General features: G+C 71.0%; 15 protein-coding genes. 4 read left to right on the forward strand and 11 right to left on the reverse strand.

The window, feature by feature from the left end:
- Positions 1–164: 164 nt before the first annotated feature.
- The 11 genes from ACZ45E_RS18425 to ACZ45E_RS18475 all read right to left on the reverse strand — a co-directional run bounded on the left by ACZ45E_RS18425 (position 165) and on the right by ACZ45E_RS18475 (position 11,243).
- A complete protein-coding gene (locus ACZ45E_RS18425) occupies positions 165–626 on the reverse strand; it encodes an MscL family protein (protein ID WP_468221916.1) in 462 nt (153 codons plus the stop codon).
- Positions 627–718: 92 nt separating this feature from the next.
- A complete protein-coding gene (locus ACZ45E_RS18430; RefSeq protein ID WP_468221917.1) occupies positions 719–2,254 on the reverse strand; it encodes an NADH-quinone oxidoreductase subunit N in 1,536 nt (511 codons plus the stop codon).
- The gene (locus ACZ45E_RS18435; protein ID WP_468221918.1) at positions 2,251–3,825 is read right to left on the reverse strand and encodes a complex I subunit 4 family protein; all 1,575 of its coding nucleotides are present in this window, start codon (positions 3,823–3,825) and stop codon (positions 2,251–2,253) included. Before ACZ45E_RS18435 ends, ACZ45E_RS18430 begins: the two co-directional genes overlap by 4 nt.
- Before the next feature lie 6 nt (positions 3,826–3,831).
- Positions 3,832–5,847 (reverse strand): NADH-quinone oxidoreductase subunit 5 family protein, encoded by a 2,016-nt coding sequence (locus tag ACZ45E_RS18440; protein ID WP_468221920.1) that lies wholly within the window; start codon positions 5,845–5,847, stop codon positions 3,832–3,834.
- Positions 5,844–6,290, reverse strand: coding sequence for an NADH-quinone oxidoreductase subunit NuoK (gene nuoK, locus ACZ45E_RS18445; protein WP_468221921.1), 447 nt, complete (start codon positions 6,288–6,290; stop codon positions 5,844–5,846). The genes ACZ45E_RS18440 and nuoK overlap by 4 nt, the downstream gene beginning before the upstream one ends.
- The gene (locus ACZ45E_RS18450; RefSeq protein ID WP_468221922.1) at positions 6,290–6,931 is read right to left on the reverse strand and encodes an NADH-quinone oxidoreductase subunit J family protein; all 642 of its coding nucleotides are present in this window, start codon (positions 6,929–6,931) and stop codon (positions 6,290–6,292) included. The genes nuoK and ACZ45E_RS18450 overlap by 1 nt, the downstream gene beginning before the upstream one ends.
- The gene (locus ACZ45E_RS18455; protein WP_468221924.1) at positions 6,928–7,779 is read right to left on the reverse strand and encodes a NuoI/complex I 23 kDa subunit family protein; all 852 of its coding nucleotides are present in this window, start codon (positions 7,777–7,779) and stop codon (positions 6,928–6,930) included. Before ACZ45E_RS18455 ends, ACZ45E_RS18450 begins: the two co-directional genes overlap by 4 nt.
- Complete coding sequence (locus ACZ45E_RS18460; RefSeq protein ID WP_468221925.1) at positions 7,779–8,747, reverse strand: complex I subunit 1/NuoH family protein; 969 nt, start codon at positions 8,745–8,747, stop codon at positions 7,779–7,781. The genes ACZ45E_RS18455 and ACZ45E_RS18460 overlap by 1 nt, the downstream gene beginning before the upstream one ends.
- Positions 8,744–10,216, reverse strand: coding sequence for an NADH-quinone oxidoreductase subunit C (locus ACZ45E_RS18465; RefSeq protein WP_468221926.1), 1,473 nt, complete (start codon positions 10,214–10,216; stop codon positions 8,744–8,746). Before ACZ45E_RS18465 ends, ACZ45E_RS18460 begins: the two co-directional genes overlap by 4 nt.
- Positions 10,213–10,842, reverse strand: a complete 630-nt coding sequence (locus tag ACZ45E_RS18470; protein WP_468221928.1) for an NADH-quinone oxidoreductase subunit B — start codon at positions 10,840–10,842, stop codon at positions 10,213–10,215. The genes ACZ45E_RS18465 and ACZ45E_RS18470 overlap by 4 nt, the downstream gene beginning before the upstream one ends.
- Positions 10,833–11,243: an NADH-quinone oxidoreductase subunit A gene (locus ACZ45E_RS18475; RefSeq protein WP_468221929.1), complete on the reverse strand. Its 411-nt coding sequence runs from the start codon at positions 11,241–11,243 to the stop codon at positions 10,833–10,835. The genes ACZ45E_RS18470 and ACZ45E_RS18475 overlap by 10 nt, the downstream gene beginning before the upstream one ends.
- A 222-nt stretch (positions 11,244–11,465) precedes the next feature.
- On the opposite strand from ACZ45E_RS18475, the gene ACZ45E_RS18480 reads away from it, so the two are divergent.
- From ACZ45E_RS18480 to ACZ45E_RS18495, 4 genes are all read left to right on the forward strand, one after another.
- The gene (locus ACZ45E_RS18480) at positions 11,466–12,662 is read left to right on the forward strand and encodes a sensor histidine kinase (protein ID WP_468221930.1); all 1,197 of its coding nucleotides are present in this window, start codon (positions 11,466–11,468) and stop codon (positions 12,660–12,662) included.
- Positions 12,663–12,778: 116 nt separating this feature from the next.
- The gene (locus ACZ45E_RS18485) at positions 12,779–14,134 is read left to right on the forward strand and encodes a sensor histidine kinase (protein ID WP_468221932.1); all 1,356 of its coding nucleotides are present in this window, start codon (positions 12,779–12,781) and stop codon (positions 14,132–14,134) included.
- Between the two features lie 227 nt (positions 14,135–14,361).
- A complete protein-coding gene (locus ACZ45E_RS18490; protein ID WP_468221953.1) occupies positions 14,362–15,021 on the forward strand; it encodes a LuxR C-terminal-related transcriptional regulator in 660 nt (219 codons plus the stop codon).
- Between the two features lie 243 nt (positions 15,022–15,264).
- Positions 15,265–15,998: 2-oxoacid:acceptor oxidoreductase family protein (locus ACZ45E_RS18495; protein WP_468221933.1), on the forward strand; the 734-nt coding region annotated here is incomplete at its 3' end.

Consider the following 15,998-nt stretch of genomic DNA (forward strand, 5'->3'; position numbering starts at 1 on the left):
TGCTTGCTTGCTCGCTGCTTCCACTGGGCCTGGGCCCGCGATGGGCGCGCGTGGCGCTGGTGCCTACGTCCAGTGGACCCTCCCGTACTGGTCAACGCCAGACGAGGAGGTCTAGTTCCCTTGTGCACGCTCAGGGAGCGGGGGGTGTTTCTGGGCCGTACGGGTCAGTACTGCTGCTGGGGCAGCAGGCCCGCGACCTCCAGGGCCTTCGGGTCGGCCTCGATCTCGCTGGTGCAGTTCGGGCAGCGGGTGGCGACGCCGGGGATCTGGCTGAAACAGCGGGGGCAGTCGCGCAGGGCGGCCTTGATGTCGATCGGCTTGTTGCGGTCGGCCCGGGCCGTGATCTTCATCATCGGCACGACGATCAGGAAGTAGAGGATCGCGGCGGTGATCAGGAAGGCGATGCCCGCGTTGATGAGCTTTCCGTAGGGGAACCGGACGCCTTCGAGCGTGAAGTACGCGTCCGAGTAGTTGCCGATGGATCCGGTGGCCCAGCCGAGCAGCGGGGTGATGAAGGCAGCGGTGAAGGCGGTCACAAGGGCCGTGAACGCCGACCCCACGGCGAGGCCCACCGCCATGGACACGATGTTGCCGCGAAGGATGAAGTCCTTGAAACCGCTCAGCACGCTGCTGCTCCTGGGAAGGGTGATGATGGGGAGACTGCTTGTTTGTTGCGACCCAGAAACGTACCAAATTGGGGCTTTAGGAGTCTGACGCGTCACGAGAACAGTCCACTGTCCACAAAGTGAAGGATCAATTGTGGAGCTCCGGAGAGGACCACTCCGATGACGGCCGTGACCGCGATGGCGGCGGTGAGCGGCAAGGAGGCGCGGTAGGTGGCCGGCTTGCCTTCGGGGGCGCGGAAGAGCGCCGCGGTCCACTGGAGGTAGTAGAAGAGCGCGATGACGACGTTCACGGCCATGACGACGGCGAGCCAGCCCAGGCCGGCCTCGACGGCCGCGGAGAAGACCGTCACCTTGGCGAAGAGACCGATGATGCCCGGCGGTAGACCCGCCAGGCACAGCAGGAAGAAGCCCAGGACGAGCGCGGCGAGCGGACGGGACGCGTACAGGCCGCGGTAGTCGCTGACGCGGTTCAGCGGCTTCGTACGGGCCACCAGGGCGGCCACGGCGAACGCGCCGAGGTTCACCGCGGCGTACATGAGGGCGTACGCGAGGGTGGAGCCGATCGACTTCTGGGGGTCGTCGGAGTACGCGGCGGCGGCGACCGGCACCAGGAGGTATCCGGCCTGGCCGACGGAGGACCAGGCGAGGAGGCGGACGGCGCTGTACGCGCGCGTGGCCTGCTGGCGCAGGGCCGCGACATTGCCGATGGTCATGGTCAGCGCGGCGAGGGCGGCGAGCGCCGGGCCCCACACGTCGGCGTACGAGGGGAACGCGACGACCGTGACGAGGATGAGGCCGGAGAAACCGACCGCCTTGCCGATGACCGACAAGTAGGCGGCGATCGGCAGCGGCGCGCCTACATAGGTGTCGGGTACCCAGAAGTGGAACGGTACGGCGGCCGTCTTGAAGGCGAAGCCCACGAGGGTGAGGGCCACGCCCGCTTGCGCGAGGGTGTGGAACTGCCCGTCCACGTGGGTGAGCTCGGAGGCGACCTTGGTGAGGTGCAGGGTGCCCGTGGTCGCGTAGACGAAGCTCACGCCGAGGAGGGTGACGGCGGTCGCGGTGACCGACGACAGGAAGAACTTCAGGGCCGCGTCGGAGGACCGCTTGTCGTCGCGCTTGAGGCCCACCAGGGCGAAGGCGGGCAGTGAGGCGACCTCCAGGGCGACGACGAGCGTGGCGAGGTCCCGGGAGGCAGGCAGCAGGGCGGCGCCGGCGGCGGAGGACAGGAGGAGGAACCAGAACTCCCCTTCGGGGAGCGGCTTGTGCGCGTTCCTGGCGTCCTTCAGGGTGCTGATCGAGAGCAGGGCTGTGAGCAGAGCCCCCGCAAGGACCAGGAACTGGATGACGAGCGTGAAGCGGTCCGCCGTGTAACTGCACGCTTCCTGGGAGGACGCGAGGCAGAACGTGGAGCGTTCGTCGCCGATCAGCGGGATCAGGGCGAGTCCGGCGGCGGCCAGGCCCGCGACGGAGAGCCAGCCGAGGACCGGTTTGCGCCGCTCGTCCACGAACAGGTCGGCGACCAGGACGACGAGGGCGACGACCGCCGCGATCGTCGGCGGGGCGATCGCGGCCCAGTCCACGGACTGGACGAGGGACGCCACGGAGGGCGCGGCGACGGCGGTCACTGGAGGCCTCCTGCGAGGAGCTTCTGCACGGCCGGGTCGGTCAGGCCGAGCAGCGCGGCGGGCCACAGACCCGCGAGGACGGTGAGGGCGACGAGCGGGGTCCAGGCGGCGAACTCGTATCCCCGCACGTCGACGAGGTGCGGGGCCTCGCGGTCACGCGGGCCCATGCAGACGCGGCGGACCACGATGAGCATGTACGCGGCGGTGAGCAGGGTGCCGAACGCGGCGATCGCCATGAACACGAGGAAGGCCGGGCGGCTGAGTCCTTCGGCGGGCCTGAACGCGCCGAACAGCGCGAGCATCTCGCCCCAGAACCCGGCGAGGCCGGGCAGCCCGAGCGAGGCGACGGCGGCGAACGCGAGCAGGCCGCCCAGGTGCGGCGCCTTGCCGTACAGGGCCATTCCGCCCTGCTCGGCCAGGGTGTCGAGGTCGCTGGTGCCGGCCCGGTCCTTGAGCGCGCCGACGAGGAAGAAGAGGAGGCCGGTGATGAGGCCGTGGGCGATGTTGGCGAACAGCGCGCCGTTGACCCCGGTCGGACTCATCGTCGCGATGCCGAGCAGGACGAAGCCCATGTGTCCGACGGAGGAGTACGCGATGAGGCGCTTGAGGTCGCCCTTGGCGCCCTGCTTGGCGAGGTTGAGGCAGGCCAGGGAGCCGTAGACGATCCCGACGACGGCGAACGCGGCGAGGTACGGCGCGAAGGTCCGCATCCCGTCGGGGGCGATGGGGAGCAGGATCCGGACGAACCCGTACGTACCCATCTTCAGTAGGACCCCGGCCAGGAGGACGGAGCCGACGGTCGGGGCGGCGGTGTGCGCGTCCGGCAGCCAGCTGTGGAACGGCCACATCGGGGTCTTCACGGCGAGCCCGATCCCGACCGCCAGAACGGCGATGACCTGCACGGATGTGGTCAGGCCCCGGCCGTTGTCAGTGGCGAGTGCCATCATGTCGAACGTGCCCGACTTAACACCGATAAGGAGAAGCCCGAGCAGCATCACGACCGAGCCGAGCAGGGTGAAGAGGATGAACTTCCAGGCAGCCGCCTGCCGTTGCGCCCCGCCCCAGCGGGCGATGAGGAAGTACATCGGGATGAGGACCATCTCGAACGCGAGAAAGAAGAGGAGGAGGTCAAGGACGGCGAAGGTGGCGAGCGTGCCCGATTCCAGGACGAGGATCAGGGCGACGAAGGCTTTGGGGGACGGCCCGCTCGGCAGCTTGAAGTAGGAGTACAGCGCACAGAGGAACGTCAGCAGCGCCGTGAGCACCAGGAGGGGGAGAGAGATGCCGTCGATGCCCAGGTGGATACGTACGTCCAGGGCCGGGATCCAGCTGATGTCCGTCGTGGCCTGCATCTTCGACGGGTGGTCGTGGTCGAAGCCGAGCGCGAGGACGATCGCGGCGATGAGGAGCACGCCGGTCACGGTCACGCCGTGGCGGAGCACGGCCTGGTCCGGGGAGTTCCCCTTCAGTCCCGGCGGGGCGGGGAGAAGAGCCAGGACCGCGCCGATGAGCGGCCCGACGACGATCAATGCGAGAAGGAACTGCATCACGGATTCGCTGATATCGATCACGGCTGCTCACGCTCCGGCGGTGGCGACGAGGACGACGGCGACCACCAGCACGACGGTGCCTGCGAGGAGTGCGCTGAGGTAGGTCTGGACGTTGCCGGTCTGGGCGCGGCGCACGGCCAGGCCCAGCGCCCTGGGGGCTACGGCGGCCGCGCGCACGTACGTGTCGACGACCGTGCGGTCGAGGAAGCGGACCAGCGCGGCCGCGGCCTGGACCGGGCGGACGAAGAGTGACGCGTAGACGGCGTCGAGGTGGAACCCGGCGGCGGCATGCCGGTGCAGCGGGCCGAGCAGGAGGCGGCCCGGGTCAGCCGGGTCGGGGGCGCCCGCGATGTTCCCGTACGCGGCCGTGTGTGTGGCGATGGCCTCGGCCTCGACCAGACCGCCGTCTCCGGTCGCGGTGTCGACGGCGACCGCGCCGAGCGGCCGGCGTGCGGCCATCGCGGTGGTGTGGCGCCACGCCCCGTAGGTGACCAGACCGCCGACGAGCGCGAAGCCGGTACCGACGACGGAGGTGGTCAGGGTCGGGGTGAGGGAGCGGCCGTCGAACCAGTCGGGCAGGACGCCCGTGGCCAGACCGAGAGCGAGGGAGGGGATCGCCAGGACCCACAGGACGACGTTCATCACGGCCGGCTGCCGGCCGTGGTCCGGGGCCTGCGTGCCCCGGCCGTTGAAGGCGAGGAGCCACAGCCGGGTCGCGTAGGCGGCGGTGAGCAGGGCCGTGACCAGGCCCGCGACGAGGACGATCCAGCCGGACGCGGCCGGGATGCCGTGCTCGTGGCCGGTGGCGGTGTGCTCGGCGGCGCCGAGGACGGCTTCCTTGGAGAAGAAGCCGCTGAAGGGCGGGATCGCGGCGAGCGCGAGCAGCGCCACGGTCATCGTCCAGAAGGCGTCGGGGACACGGTCGCGCAGCTTGCCCATGCGGGCCATCGCGGCCAGGGAGTTGGTGCCGGCGGCGTGGATGACCACGCCCGCCGCGAGGAATAGCAGCGCCTTGAAGGCGCCGTGCGTGAGGAGGTGGAAGACGGCGGCGTCCCGGTCGCCGACGGCGAGGGCGCCGGTCATGTAGCCGAGTTGGCCGACCGTCGAGTACGCGAGGACGCGCTTGATGTCGTCCTGGGCGAGGGCGGCCAGGGCCGAGCCGGCCATGGTCACGGCGGCCATGGCGGCCAGCACGATCAGGGCCGCCCGGGAGGCGGCGAAGACCGGGAGGAGGCGGGCCACGAAGTAGACACCGGCGGCGACCATCGTCGCGGCGTGGATCAACGCGGAGACGGGTGTGGGGCCCGCCATCGCGTCGGGCAGCCAGGTGTGCAGGGGGAACTGCGCGGACTTGCCCGCCACGCCGGCGAGGAGCAGCAGGGCGATCAGGGTCGGGTGGTCGAGGCCGCCCTCGCTCGCGACCTTGCCCAGGATCGTCGTGATGCGGAAGGAGCCGGCGTCCGTGGCGAGGGCGAACAGGCCGATCAGGAAGGGGACGTCGCCGAGTTTCGTGACGAGGAAGGCTTTGAGGGAGGCGGCCCGCGCCTCGGGGGTCTCCCAGTAGTGGCCGACGAGGAAGTAGGAGCAGATGCCCATGACTTCCCAGCCGACCAGCAGCACCATCAGGTCGCCGGAGTAGACGACGAGGAGCATCGCGGAGGTGAAGAGCGAGACGAGAGCGGCGTACGAGGAGTAGCGCGGGTCGTCGCGGAGATAGCCCGTCGAGTAGAGCTGGACGCAGGTCGCGACCAGGCCGACCAGGACGGCGACGAGGGAGGCGAAGCCGTCGATGTGCAGGGCGAGTTCGATCGGCACGGAGCCGGTCGGGGTGAGCTCGGTGTGCGCGTCGAGGGCCGTGGTGCCGTTGCCGGTGCCGCCGCCCTGCTGGACGGCGACAACGACGGCGAGGACGAGAGCGGCCAGCGGCGGCAGTACGGCCAGCGGTCGGACGAAGCCGGGGGCGGTGCGGCCGAGGAGGAGGCCGGCGATCGCGCCGAGGAACGGCAGGAGGGGGACGAGGACGGCGAGGGTCGTGGTGGTCACGCGGTGGCCTCGGCCTTCTTGTCCGCCGGACCGGCCGGGGCGGCGGCTGTCGCGGGGTCGTCGGACGGGTCGTGCGGGCCGTCGTCCGGATCCCCGTCCGGGTCGTCCGGGGCGTCCGGGTCGTCGTCCGGGTCGTGGGGTTCGGCGGAGTCGCGGAGCTTGTCGATGTCGGCCGTGCCGCGGTTGCGATGGACGGCCAAGACGATCGCCAGGCCGATGCCGATCTCGGCGGCGGCGATGGCGATGGTGAACAGGGTCAGGGCCTGTCCGGAGTGCAGGGCGTCGCGCAGCCAGACGTCGAAGGCGACGAGGTTCAGGTTGACGGCGTTGAGCATCAGCTCGACGGACATCAGGACGAGGATCGCGTTGCGACGAGCCAGGACTCCGTAGAGGCCCGTGCAGAAGAGGAGGGCGGACAGGACGGCGGGATAGGCGAGGTGCATCAGCGGTCGCCCTTCCGGCCGGCGGAGTCGGTGACTCTGGCGGTGGCTGCGGCTTCGGCGGCGGCTTCGGCGGCGTTCTTCTTGCGGGACAGGACGATCGCGCCGACCAGGGCCGCCAGCAGGAGGACCGAGAGGGCCTCGAAGGGCAGCACCCAGTGCCGGAACAGGACGGAGCCGGTCACGGCCGTATTGCCCTGGGCGGCGACGTCCAGGTCGATCCAGGTCGCGCGGAAGGCGTCGACGACGACCCAGACCAGGGCGGCCGCGGCGGCGACGGCCACGGTCAGGGCGGCCCAGCGGTTGGGGCTGTCCGCGTCCGGTGACCGGCCGATGGGCGCGCGGGTCAGCATCAGACCGAACAGGAGGAGGACGACGACGGAACCGACGTAGATCAGGACCTGCACCCACGCGATGAACTCGGCGGTGAGCAGGAGGTACTCGACGGCGAGGCCACCGAGGGCGACGACCAGCCACAGGGCGGCGTGCACCAGCTGCTTCGTGGTGACGGTGACGATCGCGGCGCCGAACGTGACCAGGCCGACGAGGAGGAAGGCGATCTCGACGCCCGTCGGGGAGAGGAACCCGTGGCTGTCGGCGGCCGTGGTGACGGCGGCGGAGACCGCCGTTGCGGCGGGGGTCATGCGGGCGTCTCCTCTCCGGGGTCGTCGGACGCGGCGGGCTTAGACGCGCGGGGGGCCGGGGGGCTCTGCTCGGGCCGGGCGGGTTGAACGGTCTGCTCGACCTGCGGGCTCTGCTCGGGCTGAGCGGGCTGCTCGGGCTTCGGGCGTTGCTGAGCCGGTGCGGGGTGCTCACCCGGTGCGGGGTGCTCCGTCGGCGCGGGCTGCCGGGCCTCACCCGACGCAGGCTGCTCCGTCGGCGCGGGCTGCCGCGCCTCGTCCAACGCAGGCTGCTCGGGCTCGGGCTCGGGCTCGGGCCGGGGCTGGGGCTCGGGCTCGGGCTGGGGCTGGGCTGCGGCGAGTTTGTCTGCTGCTTTGCGGGCCGCTGCGAGTTCCTTGGGTTCCTCGGCCGCCGGGTCGAGGGCGGGCGGGGAGGGGACCGTCCACATCCACTCGCGGAGCTTGTCGCGCTCGTGGGTGAGGTCGCGGATGTCCGTCTCGGCGTACTCGAACTCCGGGGACCAGAACAGCGCGTCGAAGGGGCACACCTCGATGCAGATACCGCAGTACATGCAGAGGGAGAAGTCGATGGCGAAACGGTCGAGGACGTTGCGGCTGCGCTCGCGGCCACCCTCGACGGCGGGCGGGACCGTCTCCTTGTGGGAGTCGATGTAGATGCACCAGTCGGGGCATTCACGGGCGCACAGCATGCAGACCGTGCAGTTCTCCTCAAACAGGCCGATCACGCCGCGGGTACGGGGCGGGAGTTCGGGCTGGACGTCCGGGTACTGCTCGGTGACGGTCTTCTTCGTCATCGTGCGGAGGGTGACGGCGAGGCCCTTGGCCAGGCCGGACCCGGGGATCGGAGGCACTAGTTGATCGCCACCTTCACGATTCCGGTGAGCGCGATCTGCGCGAGGGCGAGAGGGATGAGCGTGGTCCAGGCGAGTTTCTGGAGCTGGTCCTCGCGGAGGCGGGGGTAGGACACGCGCAGCCAGATCACGACGAAGGCGAGGACGGCCGTCTTGAGCAGGGTCCAGACCCAGCCCAGACCGTCGGCGCCCCACGGTCCGTGCCAGCCGCCCAGGAAGAGGACCGTGGTCAGACCGCACAGGACGACGATGCCCGCGTACTCGGCGAGCAGGAAGAGAGCGAAGCGCAGGCCCGTGTACTCGGTGTACGCGCCGAAGATGATCTCGGAGTCGGCGACCGGCATGTCGAAGGGCGGGCGTTGCAGCTCGGCGAGGCCCGCCACGAAGAAGACCAGGGCGCCCACGATCTGCCAGGGCAGCCACCACCACGCGAAGGCGTCGAGGATGCCGGGCAGCGAGACCGTGCCCGCCGCCATCGCGACCGAGGCCGCCGCGAGCAGCATGGGGAGTTCGTAGGCGAGGAGTTGCGCGGCGGTGCGCAGGCCGCCGAGGAGGGAGAACTTGTTGGCGCTGGCCCAGCCCGCCATCAGCGAGCCGAGCACGCCGATGCCCATCACCGCGAGCACGAAGAAGATGCCCGCGTCAATGGCCTGGCCGACCGCGCCGTCGCCCGGCCCGACCGGGATCGCCAGCAGGACGATGAGGTAGGGCAACAGGGCTACCGCGGGCGCCAGTTGGAAGACCCGGCGGTCGGCGTCGGCCGGGACCACGTCTTCCTTCTGCGCGAACTTGACGCCGTCGGCGACGAGTTGGGCCCAGCCGTGGAAGCCGCCCGCGTACATGGGGCCGAGGCGCCCCTGCATGTGGGCCATGACCTTGTGCTCGGTCTGGCCCACGACCAGGGGCAGCACCAGGAAGGCGACGAAGACGACGACGAGGCGCAGGGCGACGTCGAGAGCGTCGTTCACTGCGTGCCTCCGTCGGTGTTGTCCTGGTCGGGGTGGGGGTCCCGGTCGGGGTCGGGGTTCCGATCGGGATCGGGCACCCGGTCCCGCTCACTGTCGGGGACCGGGTCCGGTGCCGGGTCCGGTGCCGGGTCCGGCTTCGCGGCCTGGGCCGGCTCCGAGGCCCGCTCCCTTGCCGGGTCCGGTTCTGGTTCCGGGGCCGGCTTCGAGGTCGGCTTCGCCTCTGGTTCCGCGGCAGGGTCGGTGTCCGGCCTCGGCTCGGTTTTCGGGGCCTCGTCGAACGCCGGCTTGGCGTGGTGCCACGGGGCGTCGGTGGAGCGGGGTTTCGGTGCCGCCGCCGTCGGGGTGAGGCCGGGCTCGGGGGCGTCGCCCGGCGCGGGCCGCTGGCTCGACGAGCCCTCCGACACGCTCCGCGCACGCCGCGCGGGCCGCGCCGGACGTGCCGGACGCGCCTCCTCCGGCGCAGAAGCTCCCGACGCGGAAGCCGTCGGCGCAGAAGCCGTCGACGCGGAAGCCGTCGACGCGGAAGCAGCGGCCTCCGAAGCGGCCGCCTCTCCCTGCGCGGAAGCACCCGCCGCCTCCGCAGCTCCCGCCGCCTCCGAAGCAGCCGACCCCTCCGGATCAGCCGGATTACCCGCAGCACCCGGGGTACCCGCAGCACCCGCAGCAGACTTACCCGCCTCCGCAGCGCCACCCTCAGACGCCGCCGCCGTCGCCGACTGGCTCGCCGAGCCCTCGCTCACCGACCGGGACCGCCGAGCCGGACGTTCACCCGGAGCGCCCGCCGCAGCCCGCCCCGCGGCACCCGCAGCACCCGCGGCACCTGGCGCACCTGCCGCGCCTGCCGCGCCCGCAGCCCGTCCCGCGCCCCGCGCCGTGCGGGCCGGGCGGGTCGGAGCAGGCGGCATCTGGCCCTTCATCGGGCCCCATTCGTTCGGGTCGGGGACGCCGGGCGGCAGCATCTGGCGTCGCTTCGGGCCGCCGTGCTCGGACTCGCCGGGTTCCTTCGCGCCGGGCCACGCCTTGGCGACGCGCGCGGCGAGCACGAAGTCCTTGCGCAGCGGATGTCCTTCGAAGGTGTCGGGCAGCAGCAGCGGGACCAGGTGCGGGTGGCCCTCGAAGCCGACGCCGAACATCTCGTGCGTCTCGCGCTCGTGCCAGGCCGCGCCCGCGTACACGTCGACGGCGGAGGCGAGCACCGGCGCGTCGTGCGGCACGGTCGTGCGCAGCAGCAGGCGGTGTACGGACCCGGGGGCCACGGCGGCGACGTGCGCGCACACGCGGAAGCCGGTGCCGGGTTCGTCGACGGCGCTCAGCCAGTCGAAGTACGTGCAGCCCAGTCGCGTACGAGCGGTTTCGAGGGCGGTGATCCAGGAGGCGGCCGGGACGTCGACCGTCAGCAGGTCGTACGCCTCCTCGACGGTGGCGTCGGCGCCGAACAGTTCCTCGACGGGGTCCGGCAGCCAGCTCATCGGTCGCCCTCCGGGGACGCGGCGGGCGGCTGCACGAGACCGCTGCTCAGCGCTGCCGCGGAGGGCCGTCCCGCGGCCTCGTCGGCGGAGGCGTAGCGCTCGCCGAGCGATTCGCGGGCGATCTTCTCCTGGAGCTTGAGGATGCCCTGCAGCAGCGCTTCCGGGCGGGGCGGGCACCCGGGCACGTAGACGTCGACGGGGATGATCTGGTCGACGCCCTTGGTCACCGAGTACGAGTCCCAGTACGGGCCGCCGCAGTTGGAGCAGGCGCCGAAGGAGATGACGTACTTCGGCTCGGGCATCTGCTCGTACAGGCGCTTCACGGCCGGGGCCATCTTGTCGGTGACCGTGCCGGAGACCACCATCAGGTCGGCCTGGCGGGGGCCCGGTGCGAACGGGATGACGCCGAGCCGGATGAAGTCGTGGCGCGCCATGGACGCGGCGATGAACTCGATGGCGCAACAGGCGAGGCCGAAGTTGAAGACCCACAGGCTGTATCTGCGGCCCCAGTTGAGGACCACCTTCATCGGCTCGGGGGCCAGGCGCGAGAGAACACCCAGCTTCTTCGGCCCGAGAGGCTCGGGAAGCAGCACCGGTTCCGAGGGGGTCACGTCGCTCACGCCCATGTAAGGACGCCCTTCTTGTATGCGTACAGCAGGCCCACGGCGAGGAAGCCGAGGAAGATGAACATCTCCACGAGCGTCGTCGCGCCGTAACCGGGCGCGGCGAAGACCGTCGCCCAGGGGAAGAGGAAGATCGAGTCGACCGCGAAGATCACGTAGAGGAACGCGTACACGTAGTAGCGGACCTGGGTGTGGGCCCAGCCCTCGCCGACGGGGTCGACGCCGCACTCGTACGTGAGGAGCTTCTCCGGGGTGGGGACCACCGGGCGCAGCAGTCGTCCCGCGCCGAAGGCCACGGCGACGAAGAGCACGCCGACGAGGGCGAGCAGTCCGACCACCGAGTACGACCTGAAGTAGTCGTGGGAGTAGCCCGCCGCGATGACGGTCACGGTCGGTCCCGTCACGTCTGTCGCCTCTCGTCCTCGGGTGTTCGGTGTGTTCGTTGCGTTCGACGATCTGTACGCACGGGAGTCTAGGGCCTGTTAAAGGGAGGGTAAGCAGCCCGGTGCGAAGCGCGGCCATGACTGCTGGGGTGAGGGGTGGGATGAGGGGTGGGGTTATCCCCCGTTCGTCCCGGCAGTCCGCCTCATGGCGCCGTGGCGCGCGCGCAAGGCACTCTGTCGCTTATGACCGACCCACTCGACGCTTCTGAGGTCCGGCCGGGGCCGCCACCGGCGCGCTTCGCCTATGACAAGCACACCTGGAAGGAGATCGCGTATCTCCTGACCAGTTTCCCGCTCGCCGTGCTTGGTTTCGTGTACGCCGTGACGCTGCTGGCGGTCGGCGCCGGGCTGACCGTCACGGTGATCGGGCTGCCGCTGATCGCGTCGGGGCTCGCCGGGGCGCGGATGCTCGGCAGGGCGGAGCGGGCGCGGGCCCGGGGGCTGCTCGGGGTGCGGATCGAGGAGCCGAGCCCGTTGCCGCGCCGCCGCGGGGACGGCTTCTTCGGGTGGCTGTGGAACGGCCTGAAGGACTCGGTGGGCTGGCGGGCCGTGCTGTACGAGGTGATCCGGCTGCCGTGGGGGGTGCTGACGTTCGCGGTGACGCTGGCCGGCCTCTTCGTGCTGTGGCCGGTGCTGCCGTTCCTGGCGCGCGGCCTGACCAACGCGGACCGCGCCATGGTGCGCGCGCTGCTGTCGCCCTCCGACGAGCTGGAGCGGCGGATCGAGGAGCTGGAGTCGGACCGCGGGGTCGTGGTCGACACGGCCGCGGCCGACCTGCGGCGCATCGAGCGCGATCTGCACGACGGGGCGCAGGCCCGCCTGGTCAATCTGGCGATGGGGCTCGGTCTCGCCAAGGAGAAGCTCCTGGAGGACCCGGACGCCGCGGCCACCATGGTCGACGAGGCGCACGGTGAGGTGAAGCTGGCGCTCCAGGAGTTGCGGGACCTGGCCCGCGGTATCCATCCGGCGGTGCTCACCGACCGGGGGCTCGACGCGGCGCTCTCCTCGGTGGCCTCGCGCTGCACGGTGCCGGTGAAGGTGACGGCGGATCTGCCGGCGCGGCCCGCCGCGGCGATCGAGGGCATCGCGTACTTCACGGTCTCCGAGCTGTTGCAGAACGTCAGCAAGCACAGCCGGGCCACGCAGGCGTCGGTCGATGTGTGGCGGTCGGCGGACCGGCTGCTGATCCAGGTGCAGGACGACGGGCAGGGCGGCGCCAGCCTCGACAAGGGAACCGGCATGTCGGGGCTCGCGGAGCGGCTCGGCGCGGTCGACGGGCTCTTCGTCGTGGAGTCGCCGGCCGGCGGCGGAACGCGGATCACGGCCGAACTGCCGTGGCGCGACCGCTCGCAGCAGGAGACCGGTGTGGCCCAGCAGTAGCCCGGAGGTAGGGAAAACCCCCGGTCCAAGACGCCGACGCACCGCATGGCCCTGGCCTGTGCCGCCCGGGAACCTGGAAGCGGAGCATCGGCCCCCAGCAGAAACGGACGGCAATCATGGCCACGCAGCAGTACGGATACCGCAGCGAGTACTCGTACGACGACGAGCCTCGCCCGGAGCGGCGCGGACTCGGCCGCCTGCCGGCCGGCCTGCGGGCGCCGGTCGAGGGGCGCGCCTGGCGGGAGTTGGGCTATGTGCTACTGAGCCTGCCGTTGGCCGTCGTGGCGTTCGTCTGGTCGGTGACGATGCTGTCGCTCGGCGCCGGACTGCTCGTCACGTTCATCGGGGTGCCGGTACTCGCGGCGGCGCTGGCCGGGGCGCGTGGTCTCGGCGCTCTGGAGCGGGTGCGGGCCCGGGGGCTGCTCGGCCTGGAGGTCGGCTCGCCGGAGCCGGTGCGCGCCCGTGGGAACGGCCCGTTCGGGTGGATGGGCGCCATGCTCAAGAGCGGTGTCTCGTGGCGTCATCTGCTGTACACGGTGCTGCACTTCCCGTGGGCGGTGTTCTCCTTCTCGGTGGCGGTCGCGTTCTGGACGACGGGCTGGTCGCTGCTGACGTACCCGCTGTGGCAGTGGGTCTTCCCCATGTACGCGGGCCAGGCCGGTCTGCAGCTGTACGGCGACGAGGCGCACTCCGTGTACCTGAACAACCCGTTCGAGATCACGCTGACCGCCGTGGTCGGTCTGCTCGTGACGCTGGCGACGCCGTGGATCGTCCGGGGGCTCACGACGGTGGACCGGCTGCTGGTCGCCGGGCTGCTCGGCCCGTCGCGGCTCGCCTCGCGCGTGGTGGAGCTGGAGTCGGACCGGGGTGTCGTGGTCGACACGGCCGCCGCGGATCTGCGGCGCATCGAGCGTGATCTGCACGACGGCGCGCAGGCCCGTCTCGTCAGTCTGGCCATGGATCTGGGCCTGGCGAAGGAGAAGCTGAGCGAGGACCCGCAGACGGCGGCCCGGATGGTCGACGAGGCGCACGGCGAGGTGAAGACGGCGCTCCAGGAGCTCCGTGATCTGGCGCGCGGCATCCACCCGGCGGTGCTCACCGACCGGGGTCTCGACGCGGCGCTCTCCTCGGTGGCCTCGCGCTGCACGGTCCCGGTGACGGTGGAGGTGGACCTCCAGGAGCGCCCGGCGCCCGCCATCGAGGGCATCGCCTACTTCACGGTCTCCGAGCTGTTGCAGAACATCAGCAAGCACAGCCGGGCGACGCGGGCCACGGTCGACGTGTGGCGTACCCGGGACCGCCTCCTGATCCAGGTCGCCGACAACGGGGTGGGCGGCGCGAATGTCTCCGCCGGTTCGGGGCTCGCGGGTCTGACCGAGCGCCTCGACGCGGTCGACGGCATCCTCCTGGTCGACTCCCCGGCGGCAGGACCGACCCGGATCACGGCGGAGCTGCCGTGGCGCCGGGCGTGACACGTTCCTGAGAGGGCCCGCCTCCTGAGCCGCCCGGTCTTCGGGGGACGACCTGTCCCTTGAGGCGACAATCGGCCTTCTCGGCAGCCGCCCACGCGGAGGGATCCACCCCTATTACCGCCGCGTGGGCACACCCCGCTCCGGATCCTGGAATGCTGGGCCTGTCAGAACTGGCCTCTGTGACAGGTGCACAGAGGCGCTGGGGGGCCAAAAACGTGGAGGACAGGGTGCGGGTCGTCATCGCCGAGGATTCAGTGCTGCTCAGGGAGGGCCTGACCCGGTTGCTGACCGACCGCGGGCACGACGTCGTCGCCGGGGTCGGTGACGGGGACGCGCTGGTCAAGACCATCACCGAGCTGGGGGCGCAGGACCAGCTGCCCGACGTGGTCGTGGCGGACGTACGGATGCCGCCCACGCACACGGACGAGGGCGTGCGCGCCGCGGTGCAGCTGCGCGGGCAGTTCCCCGGGCTCGGGGTGCTGGTCCTCTCGCAGTACGTGGAGGAGCGGTACGCCACCGAGCTGCTCGCCGGATCGAGCCGCGGCGTGGGCTATCTGCTCAAGGACCGGGTCGCCGACGTACGGGAGTTCGTGGACGCGGTGGTCCGGGTCGCGGAGGGGGGCACGGCGCTCGACCCGGAGGTGGTCGCGCAGTTGCTCGGGCGCAGCCGCAAGCAGGACGTGCTCACCCATCTCACGCCGCGCGAGCGGGAGGTGCTCGGCCTGATGGCGGAGGGGCGGACCAACTCGGCGATCGCCCGGCAGCTCGTGGTCAGCGACGGCGCGGTCGAGAAGCACGTGAGCAACATCTTCCTGAAGCTGGGTCTGTCGCAGAGCGTCGGGGATCACCGGCGAGTTCTGGCCGTTCTGACCTACCTCAACAGCTGAGCGACGCGACCGGCGCGGACCGGCCCAGAACCGGAGAACGGCCGCAGAGCGTCCTCCGGATCGCTGCGAGTACGGCTCCGGGGGGAGGCAGATCACGGCAAAACGGGACGACACGCCGTCTCAATTACGGGTCCATCACATGAACTTTCGGAGGAAGGTACCCCTTACAGACGTAGGGTGAGCCTGGGGAAGGCCAGTGGGACGGCCCTGCCCGAACAGCCGCCTCGAAGGAGGTCCAGTTCAGTGACCAGCCAGGTCAGTAGCCCAGCCGAGCAGGCCGACGGGACCGACGGTGCAGTGGTCGGGGAACAGCGCGCAGCGGGTGAATCGGGCAAGGATGTCCGGCGTCTGGATCGGGTGGTCATCCGGTTCGCCGGTGACTCCGGTGACGGGATGCAGCTCACGGGGGACCGGTTCACGTCGGAGACGGCGTCGTTCGGCAATGATCTGTCGACGCTGCCGAACTTCCCGGCGGAGATCCGGGCGCCCGCGGGCACGCTGCCGGGTGTCTCCTCGTTCCAGTTGCACTTCGCCGACCATGACATTCTCACGCCGGGGGACGCGCCGGATGTGCTGGTGGCGATGAACCCGGCGGCGCTGAAGGCGAACATCGCCGATGTGCCCCGCGGTGCGGAGATCATCGTGAACACCGATGAGTTCACCCAGCGGGCGATGGCCAAGGTCGGCTACGCCACCAGCCCCCTGGAGGACGGCTCGCTTGACGCCTTTCATGTGCATCCGGTGCCGTTGACGACGTTGACGGTGGAGGCGCTCAAGGAGTTCGAGCTGTCCCGCAAGGAGGCCGAACGCTCCAAGAACATGTTCGCGCTGGGGCTGCTGTCGTGGATGTATCACCGGCCGACCGCGGGCACCGAACGGTTCCTGAAGGGGAAGTTCGCCCACCGGCCCGAGATCATGAAGGCGAACCTGGCGGCGTTCCACGCGGGCTGGAATTTCGGGGAGACCACCGAGGACTT

The sequence above is a fragment of the Streptomyces sp. NPDC030991 genome, from assembly GCF_055571235.1.